This is a genomic window from Streptomyces sp. LE64, from assembly GCF_052606915.1.
The window spans coordinates 882,660-907,154 of the sequence record NZ_CP199708.1; the positions used below are offsets into that span (position 1 = coordinate 882,660).

23 protein-coding genes and 1 pseudogene are annotated in these 24,495 nt (G+C 73.4%); 12 read left to right on the forward strand and 12 right to left on the reverse strand.

Features of this window, described 5'->3' with window-relative positions; translation table 11 throughout:
- Nucleotides 1-33 precede the first annotated feature (33 nt).
- The 3 genes from ACSMX9_RS03895 to ACSMX9_RS03905 form a co-directional block, all read right to left on the reverse strand.
- The gene (locus ACSMX9_RS03895) at nucleotides 34-1,179 is read right to left on the reverse strand and encodes an MFS transporter (protein WP_445399981.1); all 1,146 of its coding nucleotides are present in this window, start codon (nucleotides 1,177-1,179) and stop codon (nucleotides 34-36) included.
- 154 nt (nucleotides 1,180-1,333) lie between these two features.
- Nucleotides 1,334-2,761, reverse strand: a complete 1,428-nt coding sequence (locus tag ACSMX9_RS03900) for a CitMHS family transporter (RefSeq protein WP_445399983.1) — start codon at nucleotides 2,759-2,761, stop codon at nucleotides 1,334-1,336.
- Between the two features lie 132 nt (nucleotides 2,762-2,893).
- Nucleotides 2,894-5,134 carry a molybdopterin-dependent oxidoreductase gene (locus ACSMX9_RS03905; RefSeq protein WP_445399985.1) on the reverse strand — a complete coding sequence of 747 codons (2,241 nt, stop codon included), beginning with the start codon at nucleotides 5,132-5,134 and terminating at the stop codon, nucleotides 2,894-2,896.
- A 270-nt stretch (nucleotides 5,135-5,404) separates the two neighbouring features.
- Here ACSMX9_RS03905 and hmgA point away from each other — a divergent pair, with 270 nt between their 5' ends.
- Both hmgA and ACSMX9_RS03915 read left to right on the forward strand, forming a co-directional pair.
- The gene (gene hmgA / locus ACSMX9_RS03910; protein WP_445399987.1) at nucleotides 5,405-6,754 is read left to right on the forward strand and encodes a homogentisate 1,2-dioxygenase; all 1,350 of its coding nucleotides are present in this window, start codon (nucleotides 5,405-5,407) and stop codon (nucleotides 6,752-6,754) included.
- Nucleotides 6,755-6,838: 84 nt separating this feature from the next.
- Complete coding sequence (locus tag ACSMX9_RS03915) at nucleotides 6,839-7,597, forward strand: GntR family transcriptional regulator (protein ID WP_351242737.1); 759 nt, start codon at nucleotides 6,839-6,841, stop codon at nucleotides 7,595-7,597.
- A gap of 124 nt (nucleotides 7,598-7,721) precedes the next feature.
- Here ACSMX9_RS03915 and ACSMX9_RS03920 read toward each other — a convergent pair whose 3' ends face one another.
- Nucleotides 7,722-7,991, reverse strand: coding sequence for a hypothetical protein (locus tag ACSMX9_RS03920; RefSeq protein ID WP_351242739.1), 270 nt, complete (start codon nucleotides 7,989-7,991; stop codon nucleotides 7,722-7,724).
- 267 nt (nucleotides 7,992-8,258) lie between these two features.
- Between ACSMX9_RS03920 and ACSMX9_RS03925 the strand changes: the two genes are divergently transcribed.
- Entirely contained in the window at nucleotides 8,259-9,362 is a 1,104-nt protein-coding gene (locus tag ACSMX9_RS03925; protein ID WP_445399989.1) for a serine/threonine-protein kinase, read from the forward strand.
- A gap of 36 nt (nucleotides 9,363-9,398) precedes the next feature.
- On the opposite strand, the gene ACSMX9_RS03930 is transcribed toward ACSMX9_RS03925, so the two are convergent.
- A complete protein-coding gene (locus ACSMX9_RS03930) occupies nucleotides 9,399-10,217 on the reverse strand; it encodes an SGNH/GDSL hydrolase family protein (protein WP_445399990.1) in 819 nt (272 codons plus the stop codon).
- Nucleotides 10,218-10,622: 405 nt separating this feature from the next.
- Here ACSMX9_RS03930 and ACSMX9_RS03935 point away from each other — a divergent pair, with 405 nt between their 5' ends.
- The gene (locus tag ACSMX9_RS03935) at nucleotides 10,623-11,771 is read left to right on the forward strand and encodes a DUF5925 domain-containing protein (protein ID WP_445402882.1); all 1,149 of its coding nucleotides are present in this window, start codon (nucleotides 10,623-10,625) and stop codon (nucleotides 11,769-11,771) included.
- Between the two features lie 5 nt (nucleotides 11,772-11,776).
- Nucleotides 11,777-12,052, forward strand: a pseudogene (locus tag ACSMX9_RS03940) (MFS transporter); the annotation flags it as partial.
- Nucleotides 12,053-12,237: 185 nt separating this feature from the next.
- Here ACSMX9_RS03940 and ACSMX9_RS03945 read toward each other — a convergent pair.
- Complete coding sequence (locus tag ACSMX9_RS03945; protein WP_445399992.1) at nucleotides 12,238-13,104, reverse strand: NAD(P)-dependent oxidoreductase; 867 nt, start codon at nucleotides 13,102-13,104, stop codon at nucleotides 12,238-12,240.
- Between the two features lie 131 nt (nucleotides 13,105-13,235).
- On the opposite strand from ACSMX9_RS03945, the gene ACSMX9_RS03950 reads away from it, so the two are divergent.
- Nucleotides 13,236-13,862: a TetR/AcrR family transcriptional regulator gene (locus ACSMX9_RS03950; protein ID WP_445399994.1), complete on the forward strand. Its 627-nt coding sequence runs from the start codon at nucleotides 13,236-13,238 to the stop codon at nucleotides 13,860-13,862.
- Between the two features lie 19 nt (nucleotides 13,863-13,881).
- Here the strand turns inward: ACSMX9_RS03950 and ACSMX9_RS03955 are convergent, their stop codons facing one another.
- Entirely contained in the window at nucleotides 13,882-14,256 is a 375-nt protein-coding gene (locus ACSMX9_RS03955) for a GntR family transcriptional regulator (RefSeq protein ID WP_351242747.1), read from the reverse strand.
- Between the two features lie 122 nt (nucleotides 14,257-14,378).
- Between ACSMX9_RS03955 and ACSMX9_RS03960 the strand changes: the two genes are divergently transcribed.
- The 3 genes from ACSMX9_RS03960 to ACSMX9_RS03970 all read left to right on the forward strand — a co-directional run bounded on the left by ACSMX9_RS03960 (nucleotide 14,379) and on the right by ACSMX9_RS03970 (nucleotide 16,041).
- Nucleotides 14,379-15,293, forward strand: a complete 915-nt coding sequence (locus ACSMX9_RS03960; RefSeq protein ID WP_445399996.1) for a GNAT family N-acetyltransferase — start codon at nucleotides 14,379-14,381, stop codon at nucleotides 15,291-15,293.
- Nucleotides 15,274-15,771 (forward strand): DUF402 domain-containing protein, encoded by a 498-nt coding sequence (locus ACSMX9_RS03965; protein WP_445399998.1) that lies wholly within the window; start codon nucleotides 15,274-15,276, stop codon nucleotides 15,769-15,771. The genes ACSMX9_RS03960 and ACSMX9_RS03965 overlap by 20 nt, the downstream gene beginning before the upstream one ends.
- 120 nt (nucleotides 15,772-15,891) lie before the next feature.
- Nucleotides 15,892-16,041, forward strand: a complete 150-nt coding sequence (locus ACSMX9_RS03970) for a hypothetical protein (RefSeq protein ID WP_366116376.1) — start codon at nucleotides 15,892-15,894, stop codon at nucleotides 16,039-16,041.
- A gap of 61 nt (nucleotides 16,042-16,102) precedes the next feature.
- Here ACSMX9_RS03970 and ACSMX9_RS03975 read toward each other — a convergent pair whose 3' ends face one another.
- From ACSMX9_RS03975 to ACSMX9_RS03990, 4 genes are read right to left on the reverse strand one after another with little or no spacing between them, the layout of a single operon-like run.
- Nucleotides 16,103-16,570 (reverse strand): GNAT family N-acetyltransferase, encoded by a 468-nt coding sequence (locus tag ACSMX9_RS03975; RefSeq protein WP_445400000.1) that lies wholly within the window; start codon nucleotides 16,568-16,570, stop codon nucleotides 16,103-16,105.
- 4 nt (nucleotides 16,571-16,574) lie between these two features.
- Nucleotides 16,575-18,242 (reverse strand): tripartite tricarboxylate transporter permease, encoded by a 1,668-nt coding sequence (locus ACSMX9_RS03980; RefSeq protein ID WP_445400002.1) that lies wholly within the window; start codon nucleotides 18,240-18,242, stop codon nucleotides 16,575-16,577.
- A gap of 1 nt (nucleotide 18,243) precedes the next feature.
- The gene (locus ACSMX9_RS03985) at nucleotides 18,244-18,804 is read right to left on the reverse strand and encodes a tripartite tricarboxylate transporter TctB family protein (RefSeq protein ID WP_445400004.1); all 561 of its coding nucleotides are present in this window, start codon (nucleotides 18,802-18,804) and stop codon (nucleotides 18,244-18,246) included.
- Nucleotides 18,801-19,784, reverse strand: a complete 984-nt coding sequence (locus tag ACSMX9_RS03990; protein WP_445400006.1) for a Bug family tripartite tricarboxylate transporter substrate binding protein — start codon at nucleotides 19,782-19,784, stop codon at nucleotides 18,801-18,803. The genes ACSMX9_RS03985 and ACSMX9_RS03990 overlap by 4 nt, the downstream gene beginning before the upstream one ends.
- A 160-nt stretch (nucleotides 19,785-19,944) precedes the next feature.
- Here ACSMX9_RS03990 and ACSMX9_RS03995 point away from each other — a divergent pair, with 160 nt between their 5' ends.
- The 3 genes from ACSMX9_RS03995 (at nucleotide 19,945) to ACSMX9_RS04005 (ending at nucleotide 23,373) form a co-directional block, all read left to right on the forward strand.
- Nucleotides 19,945-20,655: a response regulator gene (locus tag ACSMX9_RS03995; RefSeq protein ID WP_351242757.1), complete on the forward strand. Its 711-nt coding sequence runs from the start codon at nucleotides 19,945-19,947 to the stop codon at nucleotides 20,653-20,655.
- A 378-nt stretch (nucleotides 20,656-21,033) separates the two neighbouring features.
- A complete protein-coding gene (locus tag ACSMX9_RS04000; protein WP_351242759.1) occupies nucleotides 21,034-22,080 on the forward strand; it encodes a lytic polysaccharide monooxygenase in 1,047 nt (348 codons plus the stop codon).
- Between the two features lie 288 nt (nucleotides 22,081-22,368).
- The gene (locus ACSMX9_RS04005; protein WP_445400008.1) at nucleotides 22,369-23,373 is read left to right on the forward strand and encodes a DUF3533 domain-containing protein; all 1,005 of its coding nucleotides are present in this window, start codon (nucleotides 22,369-22,371) and stop codon (nucleotides 23,371-23,373) included.
- A gap of 111 nt (nucleotides 23,374-23,484) precedes the next feature.
- Here the strand turns inward: ACSMX9_RS04005 and ACSMX9_RS04010 are convergent, their stop codons facing one another.
- The gene (locus ACSMX9_RS04010; protein ID WP_445400010.1) at nucleotides 23,485-24,393 is read right to left on the reverse strand and encodes a S1 family peptidase; all 909 of its coding nucleotides are present in this window, start codon (nucleotides 24,391-24,393) and stop codon (nucleotides 23,485-23,487) included.
- Nucleotides 24,394-24,495: the final 102 nt, after the last annotated feature.

Below are 24,495 nucleotides of genomic sequence, written 5' to 3' on the forward strand. Positions count from 1 at the left end.
GGCCCCACCGCCCGCAGGAACGTTTCCTCTGGGTCAGAGGTCGCGGTCCCGTAGCGCCAGGCCGGCGGCGCCCAGCAGCAGGCCGCCCAGCAGCACGAACGGCGCCGCCGTCCCCACCGCGCCGGCCAACAGGCCGGCGCCGGCCGGGGCGGCGACCTGGCCGAGGCGATTGCCGGTGAGGCGCAGGGCCAGGGCGGTGGAGCGGGCCTCGGCCGGGGCGGCCCGGACGACCGTGGTCATCGACAGGGGCTGGCCGGCCCCGAGGCAGAAGCCGAGCAGGGCGAGCATCACGGCCAGTCCCCACACCGGAACCGGGAGGGCCACGGCCGCGCACAGCAGACCGCCCAGCAGACAGCTCCCCACCAGCAGGGCGGTGCGGCCGATGGCCTGGATCATCGGCCCCATGAACAGGCGGCAGGCGATGGTCGTGGCGGCCCGCAGGCTGAGCAGCAGACCGACCACGAGGGGGCTGATGCCCCGGTCCTCGCCGAGCACCGGCAGGTAGGCGGTGAGGACGTCGGTGGCGGAGAGGATGGCCAGGCTGATGAAGATGCCGCCGGGCACCCCCCTGGTGCGCAGGATGCGGTGCACGGGGACGCGGTCGGCGCGGTCGGGCGGCGGAACGGCGGCGGAACGGCGTTCGATGCGCCACAGCGAGCCCAGCCCGAGCAGTCCGGTGCCGGCGGCGATCACCAGGGCCAGGGCGCTGGTCCGGGCGAGTTCGCCGCCCTCGCCGGCGACGACCAGACCGGCCCCCACCGGGCCGAACAACTGGCCGAAGGAGACGCCGACGGTGAGGTACCCGAAGTTGCGGTCCTGGTCGGCGGGGGCCGACTGGCGGGCCACCAGGGACTGGGCGCCGATCACGAAGCAGAGGTGGCCGAGGCCCATCAGGCCGCCCCAGGCGGCCATGGCGGTCAGGGAGTCGGCGGTAGCGCTGAGGACGGTGCCGCCGGATATCAGGATCACCCCGGCGGGCAGCAGCGGGGCGCAGCGGCCGTGGTCGGTGCGGCGCCCGAGGGGGACGGCCACGAAGAGCGGGAGGAGGGCGTACACGCCGGCGATGATGCCGATGGCGCGTTCGTCGGCGCCGAGCGCGAGGGCGCGATAGGACACCGCGGGCCGGGCCATGGCCACCGCCGCCTGCGCGAAGCTGAAGGCGATGACGAGGCGGAGCAACCAGAACCGGTGGTTACTACAGTCCCCGTCTGCGGGGTCTGGGGGTCTGGACACGGGCCCTCCCGGGGTGGAACAGGGGACGGCGGTCGGACGCCGGGGTGGCAGGGTTCCCCGGTGTTCGACCGCCGTCGGCTTCAGTGATGCCGATCAGGAATCAGATGATGCCAAACAGGAATCCGGCGGCGAGCACCACCAGGGAGGTGAGCGCCGCCCACTTCACGGTGAACCGGGTGTGGTCGCCGAATTCGACCTTCGCCATGCCGACCAGCACGTACACCGCAGGCACCAGCGGGCTGGACATGTGCAGCGGCTGACCGACCAGGGAGGCGCGGGCGATCTCCAGCGGGGCCACGCCGTGGGCGGCGCCGGCTTCGGCGAGGACCGGGAGGATGCCGAAGTAGAACCCGTCGTTGGACATGAAGTACGTGAACGGGAGCGAGAGCAGGCCGGTGACCACGGCCATGTGCGGGCCCATCCAGTCGGGGATGGCGGAGACCACGGCCTTGGCCATGTCGTCGACCATGCCGGTGCCCTGGAGGACGCCGGTGAAGACGGCGGCGGCGAACACCATGCCGGCGACGTTGAGCACGTTGTCGGCGTGGGCGGCGATGCGGGCCTTCTGGTCGGGCATGTGCGGGAAGTTCACCGTCAGGGCGAGGGCGGCACCCAGCATGAAGAGCACCGGGATCGGCAGCAGCTCCATGATCATCGCGGTGAGCAGGGTGATCGTCAGGCCGGCGTTGAACCAGTACAGCTTGGGGCGCAGGGTGGCACGGTTCGGGTCGAGGACGTGGAAGCCCTCGTGCTCGTCGTCATCGTCGTCCGCGCCGGTGCCGGCGCCGGAGCCGCCGGTGGTGGTGCCAGCACCGCCGGTGCGGGCGGCGGAGCCGTCCTTGCCGGAACCGCCGGCACCCACCAGGACCTTCTCGTCGACGGTGTCGGTCTCGACGGCCTCGTCGAGGGAGAGGTAGCCGAGGCGCTTGCGCTCGCGGCGGCCCAGCACGTAGGCGAGGGCGAAGACGCCGAGCAGACCGACGGCCAGGGCCGGGATCATCGGGACGAAGATCTCGCTGGCGTCGAGTTTCAGGGCGGTCGCGGCGCGGGCGGTGGGGCCGCCCCAGGGCAGGGTGTTCATGACGCCGTTGGCGGTCGCGGCGATGCCGGTCAGCACGACCAGGCTCATCTTCAGCCGCTTGTACAGCGGGTACATCGCCGAGACGGTGATCATGAAGGTGGTGGAGCCGTCGCCGTCCAGGGAGACGATCGCGGCGAGCGCGGCGGTGCCGACGACGATCCGCATCGGGTCGGCCTTGGCGAACCGCAGGATCAGGCGGACGATCGGGTCGAAGAGGCCGACGTCGATCATCACGCCGAAGTAGACGATGGCGAACATCAGCATCGCCGCGGTGGGCGCGAGGTCGCCGATGCCTTCCAGGACGTAGTCGCCGAGGTTGGCGCCCTGGCCGACGAGCACGCAGAAGAGCGCGGGGATGAGGACCAGCGCCGCGATCGGCGAGACCTTCTTCATCATGATCAGAACCAAGAAGGTCGCGATCATGGCAAACCCGAGGATGGTCAGCATGAGTGTTTACCTAACGTTCGCCCTTGAACCGTGTGGCTCTCACACCAGGGCCTGCGGTCAGCGAGACGTTAGGTCGCGCGGGATTGAGTTAACAAGATGTTGACATGCGAGCAATAAGCGCGAAAGTCCAGGTCACAGGCGGATGACAGCGAGCCGCACCGGGACGGCGTCCAGCACGGCGGTCCCGGACAACGGGTCGAGCAGGCTTCCGTCGAGCAGACGGTTGACGCTGACCTCGGAGTTTGCGGCGGCGATCCGCAACGGGGTGCCGGTCCCGCCGCGCGGCAGGCTGACCACTCCGGGGCGCACCGCGTCGGTGATCTCCACGGGGGCGGTGACCTCGCCCCCGGAGCCGGTGATCCGCACCCGGTCGCGCGCGGTCAGGCCCAGGGTGCGCGCGTCCTCGGGGTGGACGTGCAGGGCGCCGCCCCCGGACCGCGGCGGGCGTCGACCGACCAGGACGAAACCGCCGGGGCGGTCGTGGCGGGCCAGGGCGAGCCGGGTGAGGTCGGCCGCGATCGGGGCGGGGAGCAGCTCGATGCGTCCGCTGCGGGTGGCCAGCGGCTGCGGGAGCCTGGGACGCAGCGGGCCCAGGTCGATGCCGTGCGGGGCGTCGAGGAGCCGGCGCAGGGTGAGGCCGCCGGCGCGGGCGCCGAAGCCGTCCCCGTAGGGGCCGAGGCGGAGCATCAGGTCCAGGCGGCGCTCGGCGCCGCACAGGCCGTCCAGTTCCTCGGCGAGCGCCTGCGGATCGCGGCCGTGCACGGGGCCGGCGGGGTCGGACACGGCCTGTCCGAGGGCGTGCCGGACGACGAGCGCGTCCAGTTCGGCCGGGTCGGTGCCGTGGCGTCCGGTGGCGGCGAGCACCAGTCGGGCGTGGATCTCCGTCTCGGCCATCGCGCCCTCGTCCAGGGGGACGGCGGGCCGGCTGTAGCGTGCCTGGTTGCGCACGGCCAGCATGTTGAAGGCGAAGTCGTAGTGCGGCGAGCGGGAGGGCCGGGGCGGGGGCAGCACCACATGGGCGTGGCGGGTGGTCTCGTTGAGGTAGGGGTCCACGCTGACCATGAAGTCCAGCCGGGCGAGCGCCCGGTCCAGCCGGTCGCCGTCGGGTGCGGACGGCACGGGGTTGGCGGCGCTGGTGATCAGGGCCCGCAGCGGACCGCCGCCGAGCCCGCCGGGCACCCCCTCGCCCGGGGTGTCGATCTCCTCGGCCAGGGCGGCGAGCGGCAGCTCGCCCTTGACCTCCGGGTGACCGCTGACCCGGCTGCGCCAGCGGCCGAGGGGGAAGCCGCGGCCGGGTCCGACGGGGCGCGGCGGCCGGTCGGTGGCGGACCGCGGGAAGAGCACCCCGCCGGGACGGTCGAGGTTGCCGGTGAGCACGTTGAGGACGTCGCTGAGCCAACCGGCGAGCGTACCGAAGAGGACGGTGCCGGAGCCGGTGCGGCCGTATACGGCGGCGGTGGGGGCGGCGACCAGTTCCCGGGCGAGGGTGCGGATGGTGTCGGCGGGCACGTCGCAGGCGGGGCTGACGGCCTCCGGGGTGAACTCCACCAGCGCGTGGCCGAGGGCGGGCACCTGGGTGACGTGCGGCGCGAGGTGGCGCAGCCGGACGAGGTCCTGGGCGAACAGGACGTTCGCCATCGCAGCCAGCAGCAGGGCGTCGGTGCCGGGGCGGATGGGGACGTGCCGGTCGGCGAGGCGGGCGGTGCGGGTGCGGCGCGGATCGACGACGGTGAGGGTGCCGCCGCGGGCCCGCAGGGCCTCCAGCCGGCCGGGGAAGTCCGGGGCGGTGCAGAGGCTGCCGTGGGACTCGACCGGGTCGGCACCCAGCAGCAGCAGGTGGTCGGTGCGGTCCAGGTCGGGCACGGGGATGGCGTGGGGGTCGCCGAAGAGCAGCCCGCTGGAGACGTGCCTGGGCATCTGGTCGAGGGTGGCGGTGGTGAACAGGCTGCGGGTGCCGATGCCGTTGACCAGGAGCGGCGGATAGAGGACACCGGCGACGGTGTGCACGCCGGCGTTGCCGAGGACCACGCCCACGGCATCGGGTCCGTACTCCTCGACCACGGGTCCCAGCCCGGCGGCGACCGCGTCGAACGCCTCCGCCCAGCCGGTCTCGACGAGCCGGCCGCCCTTGCGCACCAGCGGTCGGGCGAGTCGGTCGGGGTCGCCGTCGACGTCGCCGAACAGGGCGCCCTCGGGGCAGATGAAGCCGTGGCTGAACACGTCCTCGCGGTCGCCGCAGGCCCGGACGACGGCGGTGCCCTCGATGGTGAGGGCCAGCCCGCAGGTGGCCTCGCACAGCGGGCAGACCCGCAGTGCGGTCCGTCTGTCCCCGGGCACCGGGGAGGCGGCGGACGCTAAGGGCGCTGACGGCATGGGGACTCCATGGTGCGTGACGGCATTCGGCACGGAAGCGCTCGGGGTGAGCATACCGACTGGTATGGACCAGTGGGAGTCCCTTCTCCCCCTTCACCCGGGTCCCGCTCCCGGCGGGCAAGTCCCCCGCGCCCCCTCCTCGTTGGCGGGCCGCTCCGGAGCGGTCCGCCCGGCGGCCTCCGCGCGGACGGCTCCCCCCGGCGCGCCCCTTGCGCCGGGGGGAGCCGAATCCTACGGTGATACAGAGGAATAGTTGACGAGGGAGCCCCGATGAGCGGTGACGCCGCCCGGAAGACCGCCGAGAGCCTGACCTATGCGACCGGTTTCGGCAACGAGCACAGCACCGAGGCCGTCCCGGGCGCCCTGCCGCTCGGGCGCAACTCGCCCCAGCGCGCCCCGCTCGGCCTGTACGCGGAACAGCTGAGCGGAAGCGCCTTCACCGAGCCCCGCGCCGACAACCGGCGCAGCTGGCTCTACCGGGTGCGCCCGTCCGCCGCGCACCCCGCCTTCACCCGGACCGACTCGGGGTCCCTGCGCACGGCACCGTTCACCGAGACGGTCCCCGACCCGAACCGGCTGCGCTGGGACCCGCTGCCCGAGCCCGCTCCCGGCACCGACTTCCTGGCCGGCCTGTGGACCCTCGGCGGCAACGGCGACGCGACCGCCCGGACCGGCATGGCCGTGCACCTGTACCACGCCAACGCTCCGATGGCCAACCGGGTGTTCGGCAACTCGGACGGCGAGCTGCTCATCGTCCCCGAGCGCGGCGGGCTGCTGCTGCGCACCGAACTGGGCCTGCTCGCCGCCCGCCCCGGCGAGGTCGTGCTGATCCCCCGGGGCGTCCGCTTCCGGGTGGAGCCGCTGGACCCCGGACCCGGGGGCGGGACCCCCACCGCGCGGGGGTACGTGTGCGAGAACTACGGCCGCCCCTTCCAGCTCCCCGAGCGCGGTCCCATCGGGGCGAACGGCCTCGCCAACGCGCGGGACTTCCGGGCGCCGGTCGCGGCGTTCGAGGAGATCGAGGGGCCGGTGGAGGTGGTGAACAAGTTCTGCGGACACCTGTGGACCGCGACCTACGACCACTCCCCGCTGGACGTGGTGGCCTGGCACGGCACGCACGCCCCGTACGTCTACGACCTGCGCGCCTTCAACGTGATGGGCTCGATCAGCTACGACCACCCGGACCCGTCGATCTTCACCGTGCTCACCTCCCCGTCCGACACCCCGGGACTGGCCGCGGTGGACTTCGTGGTGTTCGCACCGCGTTGGCTGGTGGGCGAGGACACCTTCCGGCCGCCGTACTTCCACCGGAACGTGATGAGCGAGTACATGGGGCTGATCGAGGGGGCGTACGACGCCAAGACCGGGGGCGAGGGCGGGTTCGTCGCCGGCGGGGGCTCCCTGCACAACATGATGTCGGCGCACGGCCCCGACCGGGAGACCTTCGACCGGGCGAGCGCCGCCGACCTGGTGCCGCAGCGCGTCGACGACGGCCTGGCCTTCATGTTCGAGACCCGCTGGCCCGTCCTCACCACCGCCCAGGCCGCCGGGGCGGGCCACCTCCAGCGCGGCTACGACGATGTGTGGCAAGGTCTGGAGCGCCATTTCCGGCGCCCCTGACGGGGCCGCTGACAGACCGCGGGCGGAAGGTCCCGAGCACCGCACGCAGGCTCGGGGCCCCGCACCGAACGATTCGGAGAAGTCGTGACCGCTTTCGCCCCGGACTCGATCGTCCTGAATCGCAAACTGCCGCTGTGGTACCAGGTGTCGCAGTCGTTGCGCGCCTCAATACTCGGACGGGCGCCCGAGGCACCACTGCGGCTGCCCACCGAGGAACAGCTGGCCGGACACTACGGCGTGAGCGTGCTCACCATGCGGCAGGCCCTCAAGGAGTTGGAGGACGAGGGCCTGATCAGCCGCCACAGACGGCGGGGCACCTTCATCGAACCGGCCGCCCGGCGGGGTGCTCCGGTGCGACTGCTCGGCTCGGTGGACGCGATCGTGGCCCAGCAGTCGGGCATGACCACCCGTCTCCTCGACCACGGACGGGTACCGGTCCCGCACCCGTACGCGGAGCTGTTCCCGGACCTCACGGAGGTGGCGACCTACCACCGGCTGCGCGCCGACGAGACGACCGGTGAACCCACCAACCACGCGCGCAACTACGTGCGCCCGGAGCTGGCCGAGCGGATGGACCCCGCGGACCTGGAACGCTGGCCCATGACCAAGGTGCTGCGGGACGTGGCGGGGGCGCACATCGGGCGGATCACCGACACGGTCGAGGCCCGGCTCGCCGACCCGGACACCGCCCGGCTCCTGGACGTACCGCTACTGAGCCCGATCCTGCACTACACGGGCGTGATCCACGACGAGGACGGCCGGGTCCTGGACCTCGCCGTCATCCACTACCGGGGCGACCGGTTCTCGTTCACCGTCAGCCTGGACGCGCACCCGCCCGCGTGAGCGCCCGCCGGGACGGCGGGTCGGCTGGGGAGGGCCGACACGACGCCGTGCGGAACGGACGGAGCGGCGCTCCGCCCGGGAACGGGCAGTGGACGCGGACGGCGGCACCGGCCGCCGTCCGCCGTCAGTGACTGCCGAAGAGCGAACGGCGGAGCCGGCGCAGCGGAGCGAAGAGCGACACCCGTCGCATCCGGGCCTCGCGGCCGCCGGTCTCGCGGGCGGTGCCGCGCGTCGTCAGCTCCCGCATCAGCGAGGTGGCCTCGGCCGCCTCGCGCTGCGGCACCGCTGGGCCGCCGAGCACCGCGAGGTGACGGTCGAGGCGCGAACTGGTCGCGCTGCTTCCGCAGGTGATCGCAGGGACGCGCGCCCTGCTGCGGACTGTCATCTGTTCCATTTCTCTCCCCACCCGTACGAGGGCACCCGGCCCGGGCAGGTTAACCCTATCCCCCCAGGACGACACCCCGGTATCCCACCCGGACGATTCGCCCATGGGGCGTAGGCGTTGACACGTGACCCGGAGGTCACGCGTACGCCGCGCGTCCCCTCCGGCGCACGACCGCGGCCGTGCCCCCGACCCGCCGGACCGTCGGGGCTCCGCGAGGGTCACGGGCACCCCCACCGGGTATCTGGTGGGCATCGGACGCGGCGAAGGGGGACGCGGATGACCGGGGAACCGAGCGGTGCACACGGCGGGGACGGAGGACCGGACCGCGCGGACCGCGGCGGGCCGGAGGGGCCGCCGCCCCTGCTCAGCGGGCGCTACCGGCTGTCCTCCCGGATCGGCGAGGGCAGTACCGCCACGGTGTGGTCGGCCCGGGACGAGGCGCTGCGCCGGGACGTGGCCGTCAAGGAGGTGCGGGCGCCCGCCGGTTCGAGCGCGACGGACGCGGCCCGGCTGTACGCCCAGGTGGAGCGGGGGGCCTGGGCGGCGGCCCGCATCTCCCATCCCCGGGTGGTCGCGGTCCACGACGTGGTGGTCCAGGGGCGTCGTCCGTGGATCGTGATGGAGCTGGTCCGGGGGCTCGCCCTGTCGGAGGTGCTGGCCGCCGAGGGGCGGCTGCCGGTGCGGCGGGTGGCCGCCATCGGCGTCGAGGTGCTGGCCGCGCTGCGCGCCGCCCACGAGGTGGGGGTGCTGCACCGGGACGTGAAGCCGGCCAACGTGCTGCTCGCCAACGACGGCCGGGTGATGCTCTCCGACGTGGGCATCGCGACCGCGGAGGGCGTGTCGGCGCTGACCCGGGCGAGCGAGATCACCGGTTCGCCCGGGTTCCTGGCGCCCGAGCGGGCGCTGGGCAGGGTGTCGAGCCCGGAATCGGACCTGTGGTCGCTCGGGGTGCTGTTGTACGAGGCGGTGGAGGGCCGCTCCCCGTTCCGCCGGGAGACCGTCGCGGACACGCTGCGGGCGGTGGTGGACGAGGAACCGCCCCCGATGCGGTGCGCCGACGCGCTGGAACCGGTCGTCACCGGGTTGTTGCGCAAGGACCCGGCGGCACGGCTGTCGGCGGCCGGGGCGCTGCGGGAGCTGCGCACCGTCGCCGCCGGAGGACGACGCGAGCCGTCCGGGAACACCGCGGCCGGGATGCCGGCGGAGGCCGGGGACGCGTCGGGCGAGCAGGCGGCGGGCTGCTCCCCCGTCACGGCTAAGGTGCCCGTCACGCCGGACGCGGTCCCGGCGGGCCGGGACGGTCGTGCCCTCGCGGCGGCGGGGGCTGCGATGCTCGTCCTCCTGGTGGCCGCACTGGTGCTGGTGCTGGTGCTCCGCTGACCGGCGGGTCCGGGGACCCGCCGGGGCGTCGGCCGGTCAGGCGACCGCGTCCAGGGCCGGCAGATAGCCGCGTGACTGGCCGCTGGCCTTGGGGTGGTACGACTCGCTGACGTTCAGCAGCTTGACGCTGTGCAGCCAGGAGTCGCCGGAACAGATCTCGTGCCCGGCGAACCGTCCGGCGACACCGGCGAAGGTGAAGCCGTGGTCGGCCGCGCGCTTGGCGAGGGCGCGGTTGAGGTGGTCGGCCGCGGAGTTGATGCCGGAGCGCTCCCGTTCCGAGAGGCCCGCGACGCACCGCCCGTCGAGCTTGTAGAAGCGGGGGTAGCCGAGGACGACCACCTCGGCGGCGGGCGCCCGGTCGGCGATCGCGCGGTAGAGCTCGTCGAGCCGACCGGGAAGGGTCGAGTCGACGTAGGCGCGGGCGGTGGCGATCCGGGACAGACAGGCGCTCTCGGAGCGGGTGACGCAGGTGCTCATGACGTCGGCGAAACCCGCGTCGTTGCCGCCGACCGTGAGGCTGACCAGTCCGGTGGAACGTCCGAGCGGGGCGAGCTGCCCGTCCAGGACGTCACCGGTGCGGGCGTTGGCGCAGGCGGTGAAGTGGAAGGACGAGGGGGAGTTGGCGGCCGCCCACAGCGCCGGGTAGGCCCGCGGGGTGCGCTTGCAGGAGCCGCTGGCCCCCTCGTACGCACCGGCGCCCAGACCGGAGGAGTAGGAGTCGCCGAGGGCCACGTAGCCGGAGGCTGCGGCCCGGGGCGCCCCCTGGACGGGCGCGGCGCCGCCCAGGGTCAGGCCGACGGCGACCAGGAGCGAGGTGAGAACGGCCCGGTGGGGGGCGAGTCGGGGATCTCGCACGGAACCTCCCTTGAACGGGGTCTCCATGACGGTGCGACCGGACCGGCGGACCGAGCGGACGGACGGGGCCGCACCGTTGGAAATGTTCATGACATACGTGCCGGTGTCATTCCCTGGACGACGGCCAGCGACTCTCCGGGCACTTTATTTTCTTCCGCCTTTTTCCCGACAACGCACCATCAGGAAGGTGGTGTGGAAGCGTGTTACGGCGCATGTGTCGCGTGACGCCTCCGTGCACGCGCCCGCGCTCTCCGGCACCACCCCGCACCACGCCCCGTCCCGCCACCCGCACCCCGGCCGCCGCCGAGGACCACAGGCCTCAACGGGGTCGGCGGCCCCCGAAAACCCGGATGCGCCGCCCACCGGCGGTGCCGGATCATGACGGCCATGTCTGTCACGCCCGTGATGCCGGAGGCCACCCCGACGCACCCGTCCCCCGAGGACCGCCCGGCCCTCGCCGCCCCGGATCCGCTCGCGACCGCCGTACCGATCCGGCTCTCCCTCAACGACGAGGACGGCCCGCCGGACGTCCTGGACGCACTCTTCCTGGGGCGGTTCACCACCGGCGAGGAGCCGTTCGCCCGGCGCACCGCCATCGAACGGGTGCGCGCCGAGGCCACGCTGCTCCCGCCCGGGGCCACCGTGGTGCGCTCCGCGCGCGACGACAACCGGCGCAACACCCTCGCGGTGGGCGAGGGGTGGACCCTGCTCACCTCCCGCTGGCGACAGGGCGCCGACGTGTCGGTGACCGCCACCAGCGCCGAGTTGGCGGACCGGGTGCTGGGCCTGGCGACCGAAGGCGCGGCCGACGAACCCGAGCCGCAGCCGGAGACGGTGCCGATGGGCTTCTGGTACGTGTCGCCGCGCCGCGGGCCGCACCGCACCACCCGTCAGATCTCCGCCCTGACCTGGGAGGAGGCCCGGGCCAACTACACGGCGCCGGTGGCCCTGGCCATGGACGGGCTGATGAAGATGACCGCCGAGGACGTCACCGGCCGGCTGCTGCTCCTGCACGGACCCCCGGGCACCGGCAAGACCTCGGCGCTGCGGACCCTGGCCCGTGCCTGGCGCCGGTGGTGCCAGGTGGACTGCGTGCTCGACCCGGAGCGGCTGTTCTCCGACGTCGGCTACCTCATGGACATCGCCATCGGCGAGGACGAGGGGACGGAGAAGGGGCGCTGGCGGCTGCTGCTCCTGGAGGACTGCGACGAGTTGATCCGCGGCGGGGCCAAACACTCGGCGGGGCAGGCGCTGTCGCGCCTGCTGAACCTGACCGACGGACTACTCGGCCAGGGCCGCAACGTGCTCGTGGGGATCACCACCAACGAGGACCTGGAGCGACTGCACCCGGCGGTGGTCCGCCCCGGTCGCTGCCTCGCCCGGATCGAGGTGGGTCCGTTGACCCGGCCGGAGGCGGTGGAGTGGCTCGGCACCGGCGAGGGCGTCGGCCGGGACGGGGCCACCCTGGCCGAGCTGTTCGCGCTGCGCCGGGGCGGCGGGCCGGCCGAGGTGCCGGCCCCGCGCGGCGGCGCGGACGCCGGCCTGTACCTGTAGTCCGGGTGTCCGGTTACGGACCGCTCGGCGGGGTGCTGGCGGCCCTGGCGGTCTCGCTCACCGGGACGAGGATCTCCGCGATCGCCCTGCCGTGGTTCACCCTCGCCACCACCGGCAGCGCCACCCGAGCCGGGCTGGTGGCCTTCGCCGAGATGGCCCCGTACGTGGTGGTGAAGGCGTTCAGCGGGCCGCTGGTGGACCGGGCCGGTACGCGCACCGTGTCCTGGACCACGGACCTGGTGAGCGCCGCCGCCGCGGCGGCGGTCCCGCTGCTGCACGCGGCCGGGCATCGGCGGGCTGCTCGCGGGAGCGGCGGTCGGCGCCGTGGGACTGGCGCCCGCCCTGGTGGCCGGCGGCGCGCTGTATTTCCTGACCACCACGCTCACCGGGCTGCGGCCCGAGTGGCGGGCGATGGACGGACCACGGGGGTCCGGGGCGGCGCGCGGGCCCCGGACCGGACGCCGGCTCAGGCCGCCTTCCTGATCACCTCCAGCAGGCTGGTGAAGCCGTCGGCGCCGTGCCCCGCCGCGAGTCCCCGGGCGAAGACCTGGTGCACGGCGGCCGGGAGGGTGGTGTCGACGCCCGCGTCGCGCACCGTGTGGAGCACGTGCTCGACGCTGGCCACGCCCATGGCGAGCCGGTCGACGTCGCCGGGGTGTTCGCCCCGGTGGATCCGCGGGGTGTAGAAGTCCACGAACTGCCCGATGTCGGCGGTCTCCTTGGCGAGGGGCAGCACCTCCTCGGCGGTGATGCCGTGGGCATCGGCCAGCGCCACCGCCTGGAGCCAGCTCAGCATGGTGGTCCAGAAGACGGTCATCTGGAGTTGGTAGAGGAGTGCCGCCCGGCCGGGGTCCTCACCGCGGTAGTCCGTGCCGGTCAGCACCTCCAGGGTGGACCGGTGCCGCTCGAAGGCGTCGCGGGGGCCGCTGTAGAAGGTGGCGGAAGCGGGGTCGCCCACCCCGGACGGCGGGGTGCGGACCCCTCCGGTCAGATGGGTTCCACCCCGTTCGGCGACCCGGGCGGCGGCCTCGCGGGCGCGTTCGGGGGTGTCGGAGCTGAGGTTGACGACCACCCGGCCCGCGAGCGCCGCCCCGGCCTGCCCGAGCACCGCGTGGACGGCCTCGTAGTCCGTGAGGCTCAGCACGACCAGTTCGTTGGCCGCGAAGGCCGCCTCGACGTCGGGGGCGAGCACGGCACCCGCCGCGACGAGCTCGTCGGCCCGGTCCGGGCTGCGGTTCCACACCGTCAGCGGATGTCCCTGCGCCAGGAACGCCCGGCCCATGGCCTGCCCCATCGGGCCGAGTCCGATCAGGGTGACTGCCTGCTTGCCCATGCCAAGTCCTCTCGGGGGGTGGGTGCCGTACCCGCACGGCGGAGCCGATGGAGCGCTCTAGAACGAGCGCTCTATCTAGAGAGGACCCTAGCAGGCTCTAAAACGAACGTTCTACTCGATACACTCGGGGCGTGAAGACCAGCGACGACCGGACGGAGGCGGCGCGCGCCGACAGGGGCGCGACCGCGGCGGAACTCGGCACCCGGGAACGGATCGTCCGGGCGGCCTCCCACCTGATGCAGCGCCAGGGCTACGACGGCACCGGCATCAAGCAGATCTCACAGGAGGCGACGGCCACCCTCGGCTCCGTCTACCACTTCTTCCCCGGCGGCAAGCAGGAGGTGGCGGTCGCCGCGATCCGGTACGGCGAGCAGGAGTTCGCCGATGAACTGGCCCGCTGGCTCGACGCCTCGACGGACCCCGCCGAGGCCCTCGTGCACTGTGCGAACGGCCTGGCCGCCGGGTTGCGGAACTCCGACTGGGTGGAGGGGTGCCCGGTGACCTCCACGGCGCTGGGCACCGCGGGGCGGGCACCCGACATCCAGGAGGCGGCGGCCCGCGCCTTCGCCCGCTGGCGCGCACTGGTCGCCGCACGGCTGCGCGCGGCCGGGTTCGCCGAGGAGGTCGCCGAAGAGCTGGCGCACACGGTGATCAGCACCCTGGAGGGGGCGGAACTGGCGGCCCAGGTCTCCCGAAGCAGCACCCCGCTGGAGATCGCCGGGCGTCATCTCGCCCGCCTCGTCGACCTGTACCGCTGACCGCTCCCCCGCGGCCCGGTCACCGCCCGTAGGCCGCCCGCAGCGCCTCGCGGACCGCGCGCAACGCCTCCGACTCGGGTACGCCCAGCCGCTGCGCCCGCTCCGCGTACGCCCGGGCGGCCGCGGCGGTCTCCCGACTGGCGGCGTCGCCCGCCGCGGCGACGTACGAACCGTGCCGGCCCCGGGTCTCGATGACCCCGTCGCCCTCCAACGCCCGGTACGCCTTCGCCACGGTGTTCGCCGCGAGCCCCAGCTCCTGGGCGAGGCCCCGGACGGTGGGCAGCTTGTAGCCGGTCGGCAGCGCCCCGGAGCGCGCCTGGTCCGCGATCTGCGCACGGAGCTGTTCGAAGGGGGCGCTCCCCCCGGCCGGGTCGATCACGATCGTCAACGTCACCCCCCGATTCTGACCCACCGGCGAGGTGCCGACCCGGCGGCGGAGCGGCGGGACCGCGATCCGGGTCCGGGCGCCCGGAAAACCGGAGGCGGTGCCGGGGCGCGGCGACCTAGCGTGCCGCCATGAGCATCGTCGTACGTCCCTTCGGGCCCGCGGACGCCGAGGGCTACGCCCTGGTCCGCCGCGCCGCCCTCCCGTTCCTGCTCGTCACGGCCGAGTCGGTGGCCTTCCACTTCGCCGAGGCCCATCCCGACATGCACTACCGCCCGCTGGTGGCCGTACGGAACGGGGAGGTCATCGGCACCGCCCAGGTGGGCGTCGCCCACGAGGCGTCCCGGCCGGGCCAGGGCTTCGCGAACGTCCACGTCCACCCCGACCACCGCGGTCTGGGCGCCGGCACCCTGCTCTCCCGGGCCGCCGAGGAGCACCTCGTCGAGGTCGGTGCCGAGGCGGCGTACGCCTGGGTGGTGGACGAGCCGGGGCACCGGGCCTTCGCCGAGCGCCGCGGCTACCGGCCCGGTCGGAGCGCGCGCTTCCTGCGGTTGGACCTCGCCGCGCTGCCGGCGCCGCTCCCGCTGCCGGACGGGGTGGAGCTGCGCACCGCCGAGGACTTCGCCGACGACCCGCGCCCGGTGTTCGACCTGGACGCCGGGTGCGCCGCGGACGAACCCGGTGATGTGGACGCCGGCTTCGCCGACTACGCGCAGTGGCTCAGGGAGACCTGGAACCACCCCCTGCTGAACCGCGAGTTGACCACGATCGCGGTGGTCGACGGCGAGCCGGTGGCGTTCACCGCCGCCCGCACCGACGGGACCGCCCGCTATCTGACCGGTATGACGGGCACCGCCCGCGCGCACCGGGGCCGCGGACTGGCCTCGCTGGTCAAGAGCGACTCCCTGCACCGCGCCCGGGCGGCGGGGCTGACCGAGGCGTTCACCGGCAACGACGCCGGCAACGCCCCGATGCTCGCGGTCAACGCCCGGTTGGGGTACGCGGACTGCGGAGGCGAGGTGCGCTGTGTCCGGGAGCTCGGCTGAGGGGGTGGAGGTCGTCCTGGTGAAGGCGGACCGCACCAAGATCCGCTATCCGGCCGAGGTGCTCGCCGACGACGGGGACCGGGTGAGCGTCCGGGCGCCGTGGGCGGCTCCGGGGGTGCGGGACTTCGGTTTCGTGCGCTTCGAGCCCGGTGACGTGTTCACCGAGCACTACTGGCGCACCCGGTGGTACGCCGTGAAGGAGGTGCGCACCGGCGCGGGGGTGCTCAAGGGCTGGTACTGCGACGTGACCCGCCCCGCCGTCGTCCGGGCCGGGGATGTCGTGGTGACGGACCTGGACCTGGACCTGTGGGTGTCGGCGGACCGCACGGTCGTCCTGCGGCTGGACGAGGACGAGTTCGCGGCCAGCGGGCTCGCGGAGTCCGACCCGGTGGCGGCGCGGCGGGCGGCGGCGGCCCTGGACCTCCTCGACCACCTCGCCCGGGGCACCGACCCCACCGACCCGTTCCCGCCGCGCTGATCGCGCCGGAGCGTTGCGGTGACCTCGGCCACTGACAACGGACCGGTGGGTCGGTCACCCTCCCGTCATGGGTCTAGACCCACCCGATCGCGGGAAGGGGTAGTCCCCGAGGAGGCAGTCATGCGCCGAGTGACCGTGCAGAAGACGCCGAGCAGGACCGACACCCGCCGCGGGCGGCGGGAGGACAGCGACGACCCCGCACTCGTACCGGTCCGGGAGCGCCCGGAGATCCGCAAGGACGTCCGTCGCGCCTGGTGGCCCGAGGGCTGAGCACCGCGGCGCACGACGGAAGGGCCCGACACCGCAGTGGGCGGTGGCGGGCCCTTCCCTTTCAGTCGAACCGTTTGCGGTAGTGGTAGCGGTCGTAGGCGCCGTCCATCATGCGGCCCATGAACGCATACCCGTAGCGCGGGTAGATCTTCTGGTTCTCCCACATCAGCGCGTGGGTGTGGAGACGTATCTCGGGGAGCCCGAGACGACGGGCGTGGGCGTCGACGAAGTGGAGCAGTCGGCGTCCCGTGCCCCCGCCCTGCGCGTCCGGGTGGACGGCGACGCTGTCGAGGGACAGGTGGTCCTCATGGGGGACGAGGACCACCAGTCCGCGTACCGGCTCTCCGGTCACGAAGACCCGTCCCGCGGCGACCAGCGCCGCGTGGTCGGCCTCCATCGGAGCGGGGCGCCGGCCGATGCGTTCGACGTAGGGCGCGTAGGCGGCGTCCGTCACGGACCGCACCGCGGCCGTGTCGGCCGGGGTCGCCCGGCGGATGTCCGGGTGCACGGGGTGCCCCGTACCCGTCACGCCGTCACGCGCTTCCCTTCCCGCCGGGTCCGTCCGGCTCGCCGGGGGCCTCGGAGCGGCCCTCGGGTCCGTCCGTGCCGTCCGCCGCGGGGGCGTCGGTCGCGGTCTCCTCGTCCTGCGGACGCTCGGCCTTGGCACCGACGCCGGCCGGCACCTTCTGCGCCGCGGGGGCGGCGGCGACGGGGGCGGCCCTGCGGCGCAGGACCAGCATGCTGATCAGCGGCCAGACCAGGATCAGCAGGATGATCGCGTAGACCGTCACCGAGAACGGCGTGTTGACCAGTCCGCTGACGCTGCCGTCGCTGATCTGGAGGGCGCGGCGCAGCTGCTGCTCGGCGTTCGGGCCGAGGATGACGCCGATGACCGCCGGCAGCACCGGCAGGCCGTAGCGGCGCATGCCGAACCCGAGGAGACCGACGATCAGCAGGATCACCAGGTCCAGCGACTCGCCGCCCACCGCGTAGGCGCCCAGCGCGGCGAAGAACAGGATGCCGGAGTAGAGGTAGGGCCGGGGGATGCGCAGCAGCTTGGCCCACACCGGGGCGAGCGGCAGGTTGAGGGCGAGCAGCAGCACCATGCCGACGAAGAGGGAGGCGATGAGGCCCCACACCAGGTCGGGCTCGCGCTCGAACAGGAGCGGGCCGGGCTGGATGCCGTACTGCTGGAAGGCGGCGAGCATCACCGCGGCGACGGCGGTGGTGGGCAGGCCGAGGGTGAGCATGGAGCCGAGCGTTCCGGCGGCGGAGGCCGAGGCGGCCGACTCCGGACCGGCGACGCCCTCGATGGCGCCCTTGCCCCACTCCTTCGGGTGCTTGGACAGCTTCTTCTCGGTGACGTACGACAGGAAGGTCGGGATCTCGGCGCCGCCGGCGGGGATCGCGCCGAACGGGAAGCCGATGAACGGACCGCGCAGCCAGGGCTTCCAGGTGCGCTTGACGTCCTCGCGAGCGAGCCAGGGGCGGCCGACCGGGACCGCCTCGCTGCCGCCGCGGCGCAGGTGGGCGGCGACCCAGAGGGCCTCGCCGATCGCGAAGAGCCCGACCGCGACGATCACGACGTCGATGCCGTCGGCGAGGTGCAGGTTGTCGAAGGTGAGGCGCTGCTGGCCGGTCATGCCGTCGAGGCCGACGAGGCCGATGGTGAGACCGATGAGCAGGGAGGCCAGGCCGCGGATGCGGGAGGAACCGAGGACAGAGGTCACGGCGATGAAGGCCAGGACCATGATGGCGAAGTAGTCCGGGGCGCCGATGTCGACGGCGAGGTCGGCGACCACGGGGGCGAGGGCGACCAGCAGCAGGGTGCCGATCAGGCCACCGGTGAAGTGGCCGATGGCCGCGGCGGCGAGGGCCTGTGCGCCCCGCCCCGACTTGGCCATCGGGTTGCCCTCCATGGCCGCCACGACGGCCGCGCTCTCACCGGGGGTGTTGAGCAGGATGGAGGTGGTGGAACCGCCGAACATCGCACCGTAGTAGATGCCGGCGAACATGATGAACGCGCCCGTGGGGTCGAGTCCGTAGGTGACGGGCAGGAGCAGGGCGACGGCCATGGCGGGGCCGATGCCGGGCAGCACGCCGATGGCGGTGCCCAGGAGCACGCCGATGACGGCCCAGAGCAGGTTGATCGGGGTCAGCGCGGTGCCGAACCCGTCGATCAGGGAGTTGAAGGCATCCATGTCACAGCACTCCCATCAGGGGGCCGCCGGGCAGCGGAACTCCGAGCAGGCGGTCGAAGATGATGAAGGCGGTGACGGACAGCACCGCGGCGATCGCGGGATCGCGGTGGAAGTGCCGGCTGCCGAGGGCGTACGCCGACCCCCAGAAGAGCAGGGCGCCGGCGATGGGGAACCCGAGGGGTTCGATGAGCACCGCGGTGGCGAGGAAGACCCCGCCGAGCAGCAGGACCGTGCGCCAGTCCGCCGGTTCGCTGAGGTCGATGTCCTCGCCGCCCTCCGCCTCGCCGTGACCGCCGCGCAGGACGTCGACGGCGAGCAGGACGGCGATCACCAGCAGCCCGATGCCGACGGCGATCGGCACGGTCTTGGGCCCGACGGGGCCGCGCTGGGTGATGTCGACGTCCATGGTGAGGGCGTCGGTGAGGACGAGGACGCCGAGTGCCAGCAGCAGCACGCTGACGCCGAGTTCCGAGTACTCGCGCAGCCAGGAGCGGCGGCCCGGCTCCTGCCCGGCGACGGCCTCCTCGGCGGGGGTCGGACGCCCGGTCTCGTTGGTCGTCACAGTCCCAGCTCCTTCAGTACGGACCCGACGCGCTCGTCCTGGGCTTCGAGGAAGTCGCCGAACTTGTCCCCGGTGAGGAAGGCGTCGTCCCAGCCGTTCTTCTTGAGGGACTCCTTCCACTCCTTGGAGGCGTGCAGCTTCTCGATCAGACCGATGAGCTTGTCGCGCTCGGTGTCGGACAGCCCGGGCGGGGCCACGATGCCGCGCCAGTTGGTGAAGTCCATGTCGTAGCCGGCTTCGCGCAGGGTGGGCGCGTCGAGGCCGGGGACCCGCTTGGGGCCGGTGACCGCGAGCAGGCGCAGTTCGCCGGACTTGATCTGGTCGAGGTACTCGCCGACGCCGGAGACGCCGAAGGCGACCTTGTTGCCGAGGATGGAGGCGAGGAGTTCGCCGCCGCCGTCGAAGGGGATGTAGTTGACGGTCTTGGGGGCGATGCCGGCGGCACGGGCCATCAGCATCGGCGCCAGGTGGTCGGGGCCGCCGGGCGAGGAGCCGCCGCCGACGGGGAGCTTGCCGGGCTTCTCCTTCCAGGCGTCGACCAGTTCGTTGATGGTCTTGTAGGGGGAGTCCTTCGAGACGACCACCACGTCCTGCTCTTCGGTGAGCCGCGCGATGGGGGTGGTCTCCTGGAGCGTCTTCGGCGCGTTGTTGGAGCGGACGGCACCGACCACACCGAGCCCCATCGACATGGCGAGCTTCCCGTTGCCGTGCTCGCTGACCAGTCGGGCGAGGCCGACGGTACCGCCCGCACCGGGCAGGTTGAAGACCTCGATGCCGTGGGTGAGCCCGGCGTCCTCGGCGTTCTTGGCCATGGTCCGCGCGGTGATGTCGTAACCGCCACCGGGGGTGTTGGGGACCATGAACTGCAGACCGGGGATGTTGGTGCCGGTGTCGGATTCGTCTCCCGACGTGATCAGCGGCGGCACTGCTATGACCAGGACCGCCGCACCGAGTAGGGCTAGAGGGGTGCGTAGGCGCACGCGAGCCACCACCTGTTCGTCAAGATTGGCTTTTTGTAGGTTCCTCACGCGACTTTTATCTGTGAGGTGGCCCACATGTTGCCTGCGCGTTAAGAGCCTGTCTCCCTTCCGCAACCAACGGACGTTGTGGTCCTTGTGTTCACGCGTTTAGCCTGCGGCGGTGACGAAAGTACTGGTGGTGGACGACGACTTCATGGTCGCGAAACTGCACAGCCGGTACGTGTCCGAAATGATGGGATTTACGGTAGTTGGGGTTGCACACAACGGTACGCAGGCGTTGCGCTCCGTGGAGGCTCTCCGGCCGGATCTCGTCCTTCTCGACGTGTACCTGCCGGACATGGACGGCATCGGCGTGCTACGGGGCATCAGGACGGCCGAGGAACGCGACCCGGACCGGATTCCGGTGGACGTTCTGTTCGTGACGGCCGCCCGGGACGCCGGAACGGTCCGCGCGGCGCTGCGGGCGGGCGCCCTGCACTACCTGATCAAGCCGTTCGAACGGACCGCGCTCCAGGAGCAGCTGCGACACGTCACCGCCGTGCGGGCCCGGCTCGCCGGCCTCGACGAGGCGCGCCAGGAGGACGTGGACGAACTCTTCGGCAGTCGCCCTCCCGGCACGCGCGAGCAACTGCCCAAGGGGCTCGCCGCCCCCACGGCGGACCTGGTGGAACGGACCCTGCGGGAGCATCCGGGGGGCCTGTCGGCCTCGGAGTGCGCGCGGGCGGGTTCCCTGTCCCGGGTGAGCGCCCGGCGCTACCTGGAGTACTTCACCGAAACCGGTCGGGTGGAGGTGACCCTGCGCTACGGCGGCGCGGGCCGGCCCGAACGCCGCTACCAGTGGATCGAGCGCCCCCGACGCACCCGTCCGTGACCCGTCGAGGCCGTGTGCCGCGACCCGCCGCCGCGGGTCGGCGCCTTCCCCCCACCGGCCGCGCCCCACTGACGAGTCGACCCTGAGCTGCGAAGAAGACCGCGGCGGCCGGTGGAAGCGACCCCGTCGCCCGGCTCCCCCACTCCCCCCGCGCGGCACCGACGGGCGCCCCCGCCGTGAGGATTCGGGCGTATCGGGGCGCGATCTCAGCGCAGCCCGATGGTGTCCTTAAGAGGGCCATAAAGATCACCGGGAGTGGTCTTCGGCAGCGATTTCGAGGCGGTGGAGCGACTAGCTTTCCTCTTGCCCGGGGGCCGTGCACCGCCCGCACGACTCCCGGGTTCCCCCCCGCTCAGCAAGACTTGAGGAGACCGTCCCATGACCGCTCGCCGTACGGCCGCCGCGATCGCCGCCCTCGGTGTCGCGCCGCTCGCTCTCACCGTGCTGTCCGCCGCTCCGGTCGCGGCCCACGGTTCCATGAGCGACCCGGTCAGCCGGATCTCCGCGTGCTTCGCCGAGGGCCCCGAGTCCCCCGACTCCGCGGCCTGCAAGGCGCTCGTCGCCGCCGGCGGCACCCAGCCGCTGTACGACTGGAACGAGGTGAACATCGCCAACGCGGCCGGTGCGCACCGCCAGATCATCCCGGACGGGAAGCTGTGCAGCGCCAACCGCTCGAAGTACGCCGGGCTGGACGCCCCGCGCGCCGACTGGCCGGCCGCCCCGTTCAAGAGCGGCAACAACACCTTCAAGTACCGGGTGACCGCCCCCCACAAGGGCACCATCGACCTGTACATCACCAAGGTCGGCTACGACCCGACCAAGGCCCTCAAGTGGTCCGACCTGGAGGCCCAGCCCTTCGCCACGGTGACCAACCCGCGCCTGGAGAGCGGCTCGTTCGTCTTCGACGGCAACGTTCCCGAGCGCTCCGGCCGCCACCTGGTCTACTCGGTGTACCAGCGCTCCGACTCCCCCGAGGCGTTCTACACCTGCTCCGACGTCGTCTTCGGCAAGGACAGTGCCGCCGGGCCGGCCCCCGCCCCGGTCGCCTCCGCGCCCACCGACAAGCAGATCGAGCAGGAGCGCGACCAGTCGACGGTCGAGCAGGGCGGCAAGGGCGACATGTCGCCCGAGGGCCACGGCGGTCACGGCGCCAAGGACGGTGCCGTCGGCAACGCCTCCGCCAACGACGGCCCCGGCTCCGTGACGGCCGTGGAGAGCGGCGGCGCCCAGGGCACCGCGCCCAAGGACGACGCCGGCGCCAAGGCCCAGGGCGGCTCCGCCGAGAACCTGGCCGAGACCGGCGGCAGCAGCTCCACGACCTACATCGCGATCGGGGGCGCGGCCGTCCTCGGCCTCGGTGCCGCCGGTCTCTTCGCCTCCGCCCGCCGCCGTGCGGCGACGGGCGGCGGTCGCAGCGGTCGCTGAGGGACGACCGTCGCGCCGGGTGGCCACCTCCGGGGTTGGGATGGCTACCGGATCGGGTGGCCGCTGAGCAAGCGGCCACCCGGTGCCAGGTGATCCGGAGCGAGGAGGGGCGACCCCCTCGCTCCGGACACTGACCGCAGACCACTGTGCACACCGTCGGGGTGGCGCGCGCCAGTCGCAGGCGCACGCCGCCCCGACGGCGTCGTGCGCGCACCCCACCGCTTCCGCGGTCCGCCATTCGGCCGTGCCCCGCCTGCGCCGGGGCCGGCCCGGCCGGACCGTGGAAGCATGCGTTTCGTCGACGAGTTGAAGAGCGCGGTGTCCCCGCGGGCCGCCCTGCTGGTGATCGGCGTGGTCGCGCTGCAACTGCTCTTCATCACCTCCTACGTCGGAGCCCTGCACGACCCGAAGCCCACGGACGTCCCCTTCGGGGTGGCCGGGCCCGGACCGGCCGCCGATCGCGTGGCGGACCGACTGGCCGCGCTCCCCGGCGGACCGCTGGACCCGCGGACGGTGGCGGACGCCGACGAGGCCCGGCACCAGGTGCTGGACCGGGAGGTCGACGGCGCCCTGGTGGTCGCCCCGGACGGGCGCACGGACACCCTGCTGGTCGCCTCCGGCGGGGGCGCCGCGCTCTCCGCGACCCTGGTCGGGCTGATCACCGAAGCGGTCGCCGCCGAGGGGCGCACGGTGCGCACCGTGGACGTGGCCCCCGCCTCCCCCGAGGACTTCGAGGGCTTGTCGTCGTTCTACCTGGTGGTCGGCTGGTGCGTCGGGGGCTACCTGTGCGCGTCGATCCTCGCGATCAGTGCGGGGGCTCGTCCCGCCAACCCGCAGCGCGCCGTGATCCGGTTGGGTGCGCTGGCGCTGGCCTCCGTGGCCGGCGGGCTCGGCGGCGCGGTGATCATCGGCCCGATCCTGGGCGCCCTGCCGGGCAGCGTCCTCGCCCTGTGGGGCCTGGGCGCCCTGGTGACCTTCGCGGTGGGCGCGGCGACGCTGGCGCTCCAGGGGCTGACCGGGATCGTCGGCATCGGCATCGCGATCCTCCTCGTCGTGATCGCGGGCAACCCCAGCGCGGGCGGCGCCTTCCCCGCTCCGATGCTGCCCCCGTTCTGGAAGGCCATCGGTCCCGCCCTGCCCCCGGGCGCGGGCACCTGGACGGCCCGTTCCGTCGCCTACTTCCACGGCAACGCCGTCACCGGCCCGCTGTTGGTGCTGTCGGCCTGGGCCCTCGCGGGCACGGTGGTGACCCTGCTGACCTCGCTACGGCGCCGGCCCGCCCCGGCGGCGTGAGCGGGCGCGGGGCCGAAGGCCGCGGGCGCGTGCCGGAGGGCGTCCGGCACGGGCCCGCGGGCCGGCCGGCGGGCGCGACGGGCGCGGAGACCCGTTCCCGTCGGCCCGGGGTCAACCGATGGTCAGGCCGTAGGCGTTGAGCGCCTCCACGACCGGCTGGTAGAAGGTCGTCCCGCCGAAGGTGCAGTTGCCGCTGCCTCCGGAGGTGAGGCCGTAGGCGGTGTTCCCGGCGTACAGCGAACCGCCGGAGTCGCCGGGTTCGGCGCAGACGTTGGTCTGGATCAGCCCGTGGACGATCTGGCCGCCGCCGTAGTTGACGGTGGCGTTGAGGGCGGTGACCCGTCCGCTGCGCAGCCCCGTGGTGGAGCCGCGCCGGTGGACCGTGGTGCCCACGGTCGGGGTGGCGGCCCGGGTGATGGTCTGGCTGCCGACCGCGCTCGGCTTGGGGACGGTGGCGTTGGTGTAGCGGACCAGGCCGTAGTCGTCGCCGGGGAAGCTCGATCCGGCGGTGGCGCCGAGCACGGTGGTGCGGGCGGAGTTGCCGTACCAGGTGCCGGCGCCGTCCGTGCAGTGGCCCGCGGTGACGAAGTACTGGGTGGTGCCCCGCCGGGCGTTGAAGCCGAGGGAGCAGCGGCCGGTGCCGGAGTAGATGGCGTCGCCGCCGGAGATCAGCGGGGCGAACCTCCCCTTGACGTGCGTGACGGTGATCGCGTCCGCGGAGTCACCGGCCGCCCGTCTGATCGTGGCGATCTCGGCCGCGGAGACCCTGCTGTCCGCGGTCACCACCACCCGACCGCTCGCCGGGTCCACGCTCCAGGCGGTGCCCGCGACGTCCGCTTCGAGCACGGAGTTGCTGGCCTCGGCGAGGGTCACCGCGTCGTGGGCGGACGGGACGGCGGCGACTGCGGAACCGCTCGTGGGCGCTGCGAGGGCGAAGGCGGTGGCCAACCCGGTGGTGACGGCGGCGAGACGGGTGCGTCTGCGGATGCCGGGGCGGAGTGCGGTGCGCGTGGTCCTCACGTGATCGTTCCTCCCGAGGGACGTCAGGGGCCCGCATGGGGTGTGGCGGGCCCGTGAGGGCGCTATGCCGTGTTCCTGACAAGCGCTGGTGGGAGTATTCCG